Origin of the sequence: Bartonella sp. AA9NXGY (assembly GCF_042196845.1) — a bacterium.
Classification (GTDB): Bacteria; Pseudomonadota; Alphaproteobacteria; order Rhizobiales; family Rhizobiaceae; genus Bartonella.
Window position 1 is genome coordinate 100,398 of sequence record NZ_JBHIRB010000005.1, and the last position, 10,945, is coordinate 111,342.

9 protein-coding genes and 1 pseudogene are annotated in these 10,945 nt (G+C 39.2%); 9 read left to right on the forward strand and 1 reads right to left on the reverse strand.

The window, feature by feature from the left end; all coding sequences use genetic code 11:
* Positions 1-24 precede the first annotated feature (24 nt).
* Entirely contained in the window at positions 25-687 is a 663-nt protein-coding gene (locus tag ACFIM6_RS04065) for a thiamine phosphate synthase (protein WP_375611753.1), read from the reverse strand.
* 365 nt (positions 688-1,052) lie between these two features.
* Between ACFIM6_RS04065 and ACFIM6_RS04070 the strand changes: the two genes are divergently transcribed.
* The 9 genes and pseudogenes from ACFIM6_RS04070 to ACFIM6_RS04110 all read left to right on the forward strand — a co-directional run.
* Positions 1,053-2,195 carry an OpgC family protein gene (locus ACFIM6_RS04070; RefSeq protein ID WP_375611754.1) on the forward strand — a complete coding sequence of 381 codons (1,143 nt, stop codon included), beginning with the start codon at positions 1,053-1,055 and terminating at the stop codon, positions 2,193-2,195.
* 180 nt (positions 2,196-2,375) lie between these two features.
* Positions 2,376-2,894 (forward strand): DUF1465 family protein, encoded by a 519-nt coding sequence (locus ACFIM6_RS04075; protein ID WP_375611755.1) that lies wholly within the window; start codon positions 2,376-2,378, stop codon positions 2,892-2,894.
* 1,574 nt (positions 2,895-4,468) lie between these two features.
* A complete protein-coding gene (gene ruvC, locus ACFIM6_RS04080; RefSeq protein WP_375611756.1) occupies positions 4,469-4,984 on the forward strand; it encodes a crossover junction endodeoxyribonuclease RuvC in 516 nt (171 codons plus the stop codon).
* Between the two features lie 13 nt (positions 4,985-4,997).
* Positions 4,998-5,612 (forward strand): Holliday junction branch migration protein RuvA, encoded by a 615-nt coding sequence (gene ruvA, locus ACFIM6_RS04085; RefSeq protein WP_375611757.1) that lies wholly within the window; start codon positions 4,998-5,000, stop codon positions 5,610-5,612.
* Between the two features lie 13 nt (positions 5,613-5,625).
* Positions 5,626-6,720 carry a Holliday junction branch migration DNA helicase RuvB gene (gene ruvB, locus ACFIM6_RS04090; protein ID WP_375611758.1) on the forward strand — a complete coding sequence of 365 codons (1,095 nt, stop codon included), beginning with the start codon at positions 5,626-5,628 and terminating at the stop codon, positions 6,718-6,720.
* 217 nt (positions 6,721-6,937) lie between these two features.
* On the forward strand, positions 6,938-7,378 hold the full coding sequence (gene ybgC / locus ACFIM6_RS04095) for a tol-pal system-associated acyl-CoA thioesterase (RefSeq protein WP_375611759.1): 441 nt from the start codon (positions 6,938-6,940) through the stop codon (positions 7,376-7,378).
* Positions 7,379-9,088: 1,710 nt separating this feature from the next.
* Complete coding sequence (tolQ, locus tag ACFIM6_RS04100) at positions 9,089-9,802, forward strand: protein TolQ (protein ID WP_375611760.1); 714 nt, start codon at positions 9,089-9,091, stop codon at positions 9,800-9,802.
* A gap of 15 nt (positions 9,803-9,817) precedes the next feature.
* Entirely contained in the window at positions 9,818-10,270 is a 453-nt protein-coding gene (gene tolR, locus ACFIM6_RS04105; RefSeq protein ID WP_375611761.1) for a protein TolR, read from the forward strand.
* A 107-nt stretch (positions 10,271-10,377) separates the two neighbouring features.
* Positions 10,378-10,945: pseudogene (locus ACFIM6_RS04110) on the forward strand (cell envelope biogenesis protein TolA); the annotation flags it as partial.

Here is a 10,945-nt window from a genome sequence, read left to right on the forward strand (position 1 = left end):
TTATTTATAAATTCTCCTCCTATATTACAAGGGGGTTTTCTCACATTTTTCTTGCATTGTTTTAAGCAGTATTAAGGGGTTGTTGTTCCCAAAAATCACTTCTTCTACAGCAATGAATTCACATCCAGTCTTTAAGACTTCATCAAAGGTTGAAAAATCGCTTCCTGCTTGGATAATGGCGGGGGTTTGCATAATTTCTGCCCACCATGTTGCTAACTGGAGATTGCGGGGGTGCGCTTGGGGTTTTTTATCAGCACCGAGTTTTCCAAACAGAAGGTAATCAACACCTGTTTCTGCTGCAAGCATAGCACTATGGCGATTGCGTAAATTGCCAAAGCCTATAATTTTTTGTTCCTTTTGCTGATTTTTGAAGCTTTCAAGAGCGTTAAGATCATTTTCTATGTGCAATCCATCAGCCTTTATGCGCCCAGCAATGCGGCTGTCATCAGCAATGAGAAGGGCTGCGTCATGATGTTGAATATCTTCTGCGTAAGTTTGCGCTTGTTGTTGTAAAAAAGAGCTATCATCTTTCAATTTTTCAGAATCATAGAGGATGACGCATGCAAAAGACTTTGTTTGTAAAATTTGCTGCAAAAATGTGTGTGGGGTGTTGCGCCGAACATCAAGTGTTAAAATCAACTGAGGGAAAAGAGGTGGATCAATTGGTTTATTTTTTTGTTGTGTCATGTCAAATCCCTGTTTCTTAGAAAAAATAACGCTTAAAAATTAAAGTTTCATTCTATTATGCTTATTTGCAATGAAAGTGACCACCATTTTCACGTAATTTAAAGGATTTGTGGGTGTGTGGAAGCCTGTTTATGAGAAATGAGAGTGTTTTTAAGCATAATATGTTACCTTTTCGCTGTGATACACGTATGGACGCTTTTCGTTCTTTTGCCTTTAAAAAACTTTTGCTTTTAAAAAAATAAACGCTTAAAATGAAACTTGACTCTTAAAAATTAAAATTTCATCCTGTTCATGCTTGTTGGCAATAAGGGTAAGCACCATTTTTATGGGACTTCAAGGGGGGTGCAACGTGTGGGAGTCCACTGATGAAATACCAAGGTATTCTTGAGCATAATACTCAACCTTCTCATCGTGATACACGCATTGATGTTTTTCGTTCTTTGGCCTTATTGACGATTTTCATCAACCATATTCCCAGAACGATCTATGAGTCTTTTACTCATAGAAACTTCGGTTTTTCTGATTGTGCAGAAGTGTTTGTTTTGCTTTCAGGGATTGCTCTTGGGTTAAGCTTTCATGGACGATTACAGCAAAAATCCTTTGCTTTTATTATCCGAAAACTTTGGTACAGAGCTCTGCAGCTCTATGGTGCATATCTTTTTACTACTTTTGTCACGTTAAGTCTTTTTTTTGCTGCCTTTTTATTATGGCGAACAGAAAAACTTTTATCGATGAACAATGTGGGACTCTTTTTTAAAGAGCCTAGTATCGCATTTTTGAGTACCTTAAGCTTTGGGCATCAATTGGGATATAATAATATTCTTCCTCTTTATATCGTTTTGATGTTTTTTGCGCCTTTTATCCTTTATTTGAGTTGTAAGCAGACAAAATGGCTGCTTTTGGGCTCCTTTACACTGTATCTTATCTGCGGATTTTATAAAATTGCTCCTCCTTCTTATCCTTTAAAGGGAAAGTGGTTTTTAAATCCTTTGTCTTGGCAATTCTTATTTGTCATAGGATTGACCAGTACTTTAGCGCTTAAACAAGGAAAAAAAATCGCTTTTCAGTCTTTTTGGATTGTTTGTGCGGCAGCGTATCTCTTGTTGGCGCTGTTATGGGTTCGCTTAAACTGGTGGGGCATTTTGGGGTGGCTTGGCTGGTCTTCCCCATTGTTGAACTTTAATAAAACCTTTTTAAGCTTGCCACGTTTACTCCATGTTCTTGCATTAGCCTTTCTCATTCTTTCTTTGCCGCGCATCAATAAATGGTTTTATGTCTCTCCAAAACATCCTTTAGCAATTTTAGGAAAACATAGTTTACCGGTCTTTGTAACGGGAACCATTTTTGCGATGTTTGGACAAATTATAAAAACAGTGATGACAGAAACGTTTTTTTCCGATACCCTCTTAATAATAACGGGTATTGCTTTGCAATTTGGAGTCGCTTATTATTGTGAAAAACGGCAATCTTGGCAGTGGTCCTTTTCAAGGAAAATGATCCGTTTATAAAAAATATTCCTGTAGTGTTTGTTGGGCACGTTAACCTTAGTATAAAAAGTGCGTTGCGCAAAAAAATTAAAAGAGGTAGCAGTTTTAAAAAAAAGCGTTCTATACAGCAACAAAAGAAACTTTTTAATACTCTATTCGTTAAGGGGTATGATTTTGTGCTGATACTTGGAGTATAAAAGCGTGAGTGTACATAAACGTCCATATGATGAACCTATTATCATGATTGAGCATAATGCTTTTGAAAATGCTTTTAATCGTCTCTATGAAGAAACAATGGCGCTGATTGAAAAAACCGCAGCGTATATTGACTCAGAAGGGAAATTAGTAGCACGCTCTCTTTCGGCAGAGGTTTCTGCAGTTTATGCGAAAGAGGCTATGTATTTAAGTACACGACTTATGCAAATCGCTTCTCAACTCCTTCTTCTTCGCGCAGAGCGTGAAGGGGAAATGTCATCAGAACAAATAAAAAAAGAAATTGTAAAAGTATCTCTTCATACACCGACATTGGAACTTGAAACCCCTCATTGGCAAGAACTGCCAGAAACTTTTCGCCAATTTGTTTCTCATTCATTGCGTTTAGAAGCGCGCATAACCTATATGCGTGCTGGGTGGGAAACTGCGGCCTCCTCTGCTCTAGAAGATGATAATCCAGTAGGAAAACAAATCGAATTGCTCAAAACAGTCTTTGGGCGTTCTTAGAGGGACTCCCCTTGCTTTGTGCGAAGGAGAAATATCATCAGAACAAATAAAAAAAAGAAATTGTAAAAGTGTCACTTCATACACCGACATTGGAACTTGAAACCCCTCATTGGCATGAATTGCCAGAAACTTTCCGTCAATTTGTTCTCGTTCATTACGTTTAGAAGCGCGCATTTTTTTCATTTAGAGATGCTGCTGTAGTTTAAGCGCTTTGGTCAATAAGGGGCGGCTTTATCTTGAACGATGATAATCTAGTGGGAAAACAAATCGAATTGCTCAAAACAGTCTTTGGGCGTGCTGAGAATAATAGCTCCTTGCTTCTTTCTTGCGATATTTAGAGCAGTATACCCATTTTTTTTACAACCGAAATTTCACAATTAAAACTAATCTAGAGTGTTTTTTTCTGCCTAATTTCTATTTGGCGTAGAAATATCTTGAGCTTATAGCTTAGAGGGGGTGTATAAGTATTGATTTCGAATATGGCATGGGATGGAGTATGGTTGGTCTTATGGAAATCGACTTTGGTTGATTGCAGCTGGAACACTTTCTGTTGATCTATCGTGTGATTTTGTTTTGGCTCTGAGATAGAGCAGGGGCTTGTACATCAATTTATTTATGCTCTATAATTTATGCCTATAAAGCTGCTGTAAAGTGTGTGTTAATGAGGATGATACACATTGTTGCAGTTTTGGGGCTTCTTTTGTTTTGAATGGAAGTTATTTTTCCTCGCGTAAAGTAAAATATCCAAAATAAAGTGCCATATAATGAATGCCCCATGGGTTCCCTGTGCCCCCATGCAATGTCCCTCTATATGCAATGTCATTGTGGTGTGATGGGTATATTCAAAAACACCTCTCAGTTCTTATTCATATCCGTTGAGCTCTCCTCATCTTTACGTTTGCAAAGGAGAAAGCCGGCACTATCATCATCTTTGCCAGTCCCCAATGTTGCAACAGCTTTTGGAACTTGAGACAATTCATTAGAGGCATTTTTAGTCCTGTCTTGTACAGTTTCACTCTATACGGCAATCCCACGTTTCATATGTAAGAGAATGGTTTTGATTGCTTCAATATAAACAGATTTGTAATGAGAAAATCTTAGGATGTTCGGGATTCTTATGCAACATACAAAATAATTAATTATCTTTGTAAATCAATGTGTTGAGTTATTGTGGTAGCGTCATGCTATAATGTAAAAAGTTTCCGTAAAGTGTATACTATTCATTGCATAGCCTCTTTATACTTATGAATGTGCAATCCAGCACTGATCTATTTTCTCGTTTGCGATGTTTAACCATTATGGCATTGGAAATGATACAGAAAGGGAATTTTTATGCTTTAGAGGGTGCTTGATAAGGTGCTTGCTTGTGATGTGTGAATGGTTTTGATTGATTTCAGTTATGCTTCATAAAGTGTATTCCATAAAGATGCTGTTCGTTGTGTGTTATAATTGTATAAATTTGGGGGATATGATTATCTTTTTACTGGTTTTGTCTTGGGTTGCTGGTTTCTTTGTGGTCTTGTCTTTATTCACATCTTTATTCACAGGGGGGAAAAGTGTATAGACTGTAGTTTATGGCAGAGACGATTCGTATTATAGGCATTGATCCCGGATTACGGCGTACAGGGTGGGGCGTTATCGATGTTGCGGGTAATCGTCTTCAGTTTATTGCAGCAGGGACGGTTTCTTCTGATGTACAGTGTGAGCTGGCTTCCAGACTATGTCAGATCCACAAAGGTCTTTCAGAGGTTGTGCATCAATTTATGCCCCATGAAGCCGCTGTAGAACATGTATTTGTCAACAAAGATGCTACAGCAACTTTAAAACTTGGCCAAGCGCGTGCAATTGCACTACTGGTTCCTGCGCAAGCAAATCTTCCTGTTTTTGAATATGCGCCCAACAAAGTGAAAAAATCAGTTATTGGGGTTGGACATGGGGCTAAAGAACAAATCCATATGATGGTCAAAGTTCTCCTCCCACGGGCTGAATTTGATAGCAGTGATGCGGCTGATGCTCTTGCTCTTGCTCTTTGTCATAGTATGCACCGTAACAGTATTGACCGATCTTATCAGGCAAGGATAGCGATATGAGTGGGGTGGCAACATGATTGGCAAATTAAAGGGCACTCTTGAACATATCTTTGATGATCATATCCTTCTTGATGTTCACGGTGTGGGGTATGTTGTTTTTGTGTCAAATCGGCTGCGTCCTTCTTTACCCTCTGTTGGGGAGGCGTTAAGCCTTTTTATTGAAACGCATGTTCGGGAAGACGCAATCCGCCTTTTTGGTTTTGCTACAAGAGCTGAACAGGAGTGGTTTTGTCTTCTACAAAATGTTCCTGGAGTAGGGGCAAAGGTTGCTTTGGCAATCTTGGGTACTTTATCGCCAGATGAACTTGCACAGGCTATTGCTTTAAACGATGTTGCGATGATTAGTCGAGCGCCGGGCGTTGGTAAAAAAGTCAGTGAAAGAATTGTGGGTGAACTGAAAAGTAAAACACTCCCCTTTGAACAAGCTGTCAAGACTGTTTCGGTTTCTCAGCGTGAGATGACCAATCAACCTGCGCATGATGCGCTTTCCGCGTTGATGAAGCTAGGGTTTGAACGGGAGCATGCATCTCGTGCTCTTGCTCTTGCGATGAACGCTCTTGAGGGGGAAACTGTTTCTTCTGCCCTGCTGATCCGCCATAGTCTCAAATTGCTTTCTTCTCCTACTTAAAATCAAGGTAACAATGCATAAAGATGAAGATAAACGCCTTCTGGGTTCCGCCCCCCTTCCTAACGATCCAGATCGTTCCTTGAGGCCACAAGTTCTCGATGACTTTATTGGTCAAGAAGCGGCGCGGGCTAATTTAAAAATATTTATTGAAGCAGCAAAAACGCGGCAAGAAGCGCTGGATCACGTTTTGTTTGTAGGGCCACCGGGGTTGGGAAAAACAACGCTTTCACAGATTATGGCAAAAGAATTAGGCGTTAATTTTCGCTCTACTTCAGGGCCGGTCATCGCTAAAGCAGGAGATTTAGCCGCTCTCTTGACCAATCTCGAAGAACGTGATGTCTTGTTTATTGATGAAATTCATCGCTTAAATCCGGCGATTGAAGAAATTCTGTACCCAGCAATGGAAGATTATCAACTTGATTTGATCATTGGGGAGGGGCCGGCCGCACGCTCGGTGAAAATTGATCTGGCTAAATTTACTTTGGTAGCGGCAACCACACGTTTGGGGCTTTTAACCACACCTCTACGAGACCGTTTTGGCATCCCAATTCGTCTCAATTTTTATACGATAGAAGAATTGGAATATATTGTGCAGCGTAATGCACGACTTTTTTCCGTCAAGATCAGTGATGATGGTGCTCATGAAATTGCACGCCGAGCACGGGGAACCCCTCGTATTGCCGGACGGCTTTTACGGCGCGTTTGTGATTTTGCTTTGGTTAAACAAGCAAAACAAATTGACCAAAAAATCGCCGATGAAGCCCTTTCGCGCCTTGAGGTTGATCATCTTGGGCTTGATCCGCTTGACCGCCGCTACTTGCTCCTGATTGCGGAAACTTTTTTAGGGGGGCCGGTGGGGATTGAAACAATTGCTGCTGCTTTATCAGAACCACGCGATGCCATTGAAGATATTGTTGAACCGTATTTGCTTCAACAAGGTTTTATTCAAAGAACCGCTCGTGGACGCATTCTAACTGAAAAGGCTTGGAGCCATTTAGGGCTTTCTGCTCCAGCCTCTACAACGTCTATACAAAGGCGTTCTCAACTTTCTGATGCTCAAGACAATTCATCACTTCAGACATCTTTATGGGATGGGGAAGATGACTAAGGCATTCTCTTTGTTAAAAGAAACTATGTGAATATTTTATAGCAAGGTCATAAAATACAAGAGACGTGCCTTCTTTTAGCATATTCTGGCTAAAAAGGTTTGGCACTATTAAAGATTTTTTGCTTTTGCTTTTCACAACTTCAACACAAAAATGTGTTCAATCTTTTGATTGATAGATAATTTGCTATATTAGATGATTTTATGGGATATGAAGTCGATGACAGAAATAACACCTTTTAAGAGCAATCATACAAACGCTTTTCATAATTTTCAGGTCCGCGTTTATGTTGCGGATACAGATTTTTCCGGTGTAGTTTATCATGCGCGTTATCTTGAGTTTTTTGAACGAGGACGTTCAGAGTTTTTACGCGATACCGGTTTTAATAATAAGATGTTAGCAGCAGGGGGTGAGGGGGAAAAACTGTTTTTTGTTGTTCGTCATATGGAAATTAATTTTTCAAGACCCGCTAAAATTGATCATCTTTTAGTCGTTAAAACACGTGTTACTCATATCCAAGGGGCCCGCTTTTTTATGGAGCAATCTATTTTGCATGAGATGACCACGTTGGTAACAGCCAAAGTTGAAATTGCTCTGATTAATGAGGAGGCAAAACCGCGACGTTTACCCAAAGAACTTTTTGCAAAAATGCTTGGTTAAAAGTGTGATTCATTGAATTAGCGAGTTTCAGGAGAGATCAGCAGATATAAAGTAATCTATAATCTAAGACTATACATTTATCATAGCCTAGATGTTTTCTAACAAGGTTACACGATACAGCAAAAGAAAGCACCTCTGCTACAATAACTACAATAAATTGAAGATGATATCCCACAAAATTAAACACGCCCTATCCATGTTATGATTCAAAAACAATGTCATATCATCCATTTTCTTCTATAAACTCAAGATATTTTCTTTCTTTTGAAGAAAGGTTTGTTGGCATCGGAAAGCAGCGAAAAAGTACAAAATATAAAAAGAAATAAAAATGTATATACCCAGCAACATATTGCAATAAAGTGATAATAAGCTATTAGGTCGAAAATTGTCTCAAAACACCCAAAGGGTGTTTTTAAGCAATTTGATTTGTTTTTTTACTGGATTGTCATTTGGTCTCACAAGAGCGCGTCTCTCATCCATTTCTATCCATCATGCATCACTTTATGTGCTATAATGCGCGATTTATGTGCGCTTCTAAACGTAGTGAATGAGTGAGAGATCAATGTATACAAAGCAGAAATGCATTCTTGCATTTAAAGTTTCAAAAGCATATTATTCTATATAATATATTGACTTAAAAAGATATATTATCACTTCTCACGGGCACAAACCCCAATAGAGGAATAGAATAAAATACTTTCATTTCAAATCTGTTCATGTTGAAACAATTAAAATCATTTGCTTATACATCATAAGAGAACAATATAAGCCATTGAAAAAATTGTAAAAATGTTCCTTATGGATCATTCTCAATGCAATAATGATCAAATATCGCAAGTGAGCAAAGAGAGCGAAGAAGCCGGTTTTCATGAAGTAAAGATATGAAAAGGCTTTTTTCATGTCACAGAAGCTTGTACGTTATACCATGGTACCAGAGAGATGATAGGCATTGAAAGGGGCTAATTCACAACACAATGAGATTACATGAGACTTACACTAGATTATATAGGACTTATAGGGGGCCTGGGTGAGGTGCATTGTTGTGAGGCGTTTTAGGGTGGTTTAGTGTCGTTTTTTGTGCCCGATGGTGTGATCTTATTAAAGAATGAGAGAAACAATAGCCTGAGGCAAAGCGTCATCTTTTATGATGATAACATATTTATTTACAATGATAATTCATTGCGTTGTCACTTTCAGATAATTCTGAAACTTGTAAAACTTTTTCTTTTCAAGCTCTATTGCCGCGAATTAATCAAAAACATTTTCTTACATGTCACAAGCGGAGTTGGTGAGTGGGTACAAAAACACTTAAGAAAGGAATAAATGCCTCTTATGAATCTTTTCAAGTGCTAAGACTTATTGCAGCATTTTAAGCTAGAAACGCGTATGATGATTTAGCGTTCTTTTCATAAGCGTAAAGATGGTGGTGCATAATAGATTTTATATCATGCATTTTTATATCTTTTATTTTTATAGCATTTATGGAGAAATCCTGATCGTTATATTTTTCATAAATGCTGTTGTGAAATGAGAGGGGCGTGCATTGAGGGATGTCTCTCGTCATCACTTTTTAAGGAAATTTAAGAAACAAGTCTTGTTTTAGCGCATGGATTTATGTGAGACTAGAGTCTTTACTTAAATTTAGAAACTATAAAATAATCTGTTTTATAAATTTTAAAAATGCATCTTTCATTTAGAGGGACAAAAATTATGCCGCATTTAGAACTAACGAATCCAGAAACAATTGGAATGTTGCATTTGTTTATGCAAGCGAGTTGGATCGTGAAAGGTGTTATGATCGGGTTGCTGCTCGCTTCTATCTGGAGTTGGGCAATTATTTTTGATAAAATTTTTACGTATCGGAGAATACGGCGTGAAATAAAGCAGTTTGAACGCACATTTTGGTCTGGCAAAGCGCTAGAAGATCTTTATGCATCATGCAAAAGTCAACGTACCAATAGTATATCCGCAGTTTTTATGGCAGCAATGGTTGAATGGAAAAAATCTCTTGAAAAAGGGACCCATACATCGAAAAGTTTGCAGAGCAGAATTGATAAGGCTATGGATTTGACGCTGGGACGTGAAAGTGAAAAAATAGAATCAAAATTAAGTTTTCTTGCGACACTGGGATCTGCGGGACCTTTTATCGGACTTTTTGGAACAGTTATTGGTATTATGGAGTCTTTTCTTTCTATTTCAGCTTCTCAAAATACATCACTTGCCATTGTCGCGCCAGGGATTGCAGAAGCGCTTTTGGCAACCGCTATTGGTTTGTTTGCAGCAATTCCAGCTGTTATTGCTTATAACAAGTTGACTCATGAAAGTGCGCGCATCATTGCACAAATAGAAAATTTTGCCGATGAATTTTCAACAATTGTATCGCGGCGTATTGATGAAACACGCACAGCACCTTCCTCTTTATAAAAAGGATCTTATCCCATGGGCTTTTCTGTTGCTTCTTCTTCTCGCAAAAATACACGTAGGCGGCATCATTCACGAAGCCAACTGATGAGTGAGATCAATGTCACTCCTTTTGTGGATGTCATGCTGGTCTTGTTGATTATTTTTATGGTTTCTGCCCCCCTTTTAGTGAACGGTGTTCCTCTAGATTTGCCTCGTAGTCAAGCGGGTCCCGTACGAGCTCAAAAAACACCTCTTACGGTTTCACTTGACGCGCAAGGGCGCTTTGCCATTAATCAAGATTATTATGAAACGTCACAGTCCCTGATTGCACACCTGAAAACTCTTCTGGAAGCAGATGCTACACAAAAAGATCAACGGGTTTTTGTACGGGTTGCTAAAACTGTTGAATATCAGCAAGTATTAAAACTGCTGGCAGATATTCAAAAAGCGGGGTTTTCTCAAGTCGCGTTAGCAAGTTTAGCACAATAAATAATAAGTAATAAAATTGTGCATAACCGGTTGTTTTTAAGATGTTTTTAAAAGAGCATAGAGTGATTAAAAATGAAAAAATGTAAGGCATAAGTAAGGCATAAAGAATGAACAAAGACTCCTATCATAGTATGAAACGAGGCTTGGCTTTATCCCTTGTGGTCCATGTCATTTTTCTCAGTTGGGGAGCCGTTCAGTTTACAAACTCTGTCTCTTTACCACAACCGTTGGAAGCAATTCCCATCACTCTTGCTCCTTTGGTGGACGAGTTTTCCTCTCAACAAGGAGCCGTGAGGGCTCCTATCCGTGCAATCCCTGCCGTCAAACCAACTATGCAGCCACAAGAGAAAGAAGATGCACGCCATATTGGAGAGGGACAAATAGATAGTCTTGCACCATTTCAACCAAAGGAAAAGCCGCGTCCCGTTGAAACAGCATCGCCACCATCAAGCGAGAACACGTCAGAAACATTTGCACCCGAACTTACAAAACCAGAATTATTAGAAGCAAAAACAGAGGATGCACCCAAGGTTGCGCCTGAGATGCCTTTGGAGGCACCACCGGAGGATGCGCCCAAGGCTGCACCTGAGATGCCTTTGGAGGCACCACCGGAGGATGCGCCCAAGGCTGCACCTGAGATGCCTTTGGAGGCACCACCGGAGGATGCGCCCAAGG

Coding starts and splice junctions, on each gene's coding strand:
- tolR (WP_375611761.1), top strand. CDS start 9,818: ATGGGCTTTTCTGTTGCTTCTTCTTCTCGCAAAAATACACGTAGGCGG.
- ruvA (WP_375611757.1), top strand. CDS start 4,998: ATGATTGGCAAATTAAAGGGCACTCTTGAACATATCTTTGATGATCAT.
- ruvC (WP_375611756.1), top strand. CDS start 4,469: ATGGCAGAGACGATTCGTATTATAGGCATTGATCCCGGATTACGGCGT.
- tolQ (WP_375611760.1), top strand. CDS start 9,089: ATGCCGCATTTAGAACTAACGAATCCAGAAACAATTGGAATGTTGCAT.
- ACFIM6_RS04070 (WP_375611754.1), top strand. CDS start 1,053: ATGAAATACCAAGGTATTCTTGAGCATAATACTCAACCTTCTCATCGT.
- ruvB (WP_375611758.1), top strand. CDS start 5,626: ATGCATAAAGATGAAGATAAACGCCTTCTGGGTTCCGCCCCCCTTCCT.
- ACFIM6_RS04065 (WP_375611753.1), bottom strand. CDS start 687: ATGACACAACAAAAAAATAAACCAATTGATCCACCTCTTTTCCCTCAG.
- ybgC (WP_375611759.1), top strand. CDS start 6,938: ATGACAGAAATAACACCTTTTAAGAGCAATCATACAAACGCTTTTCAT.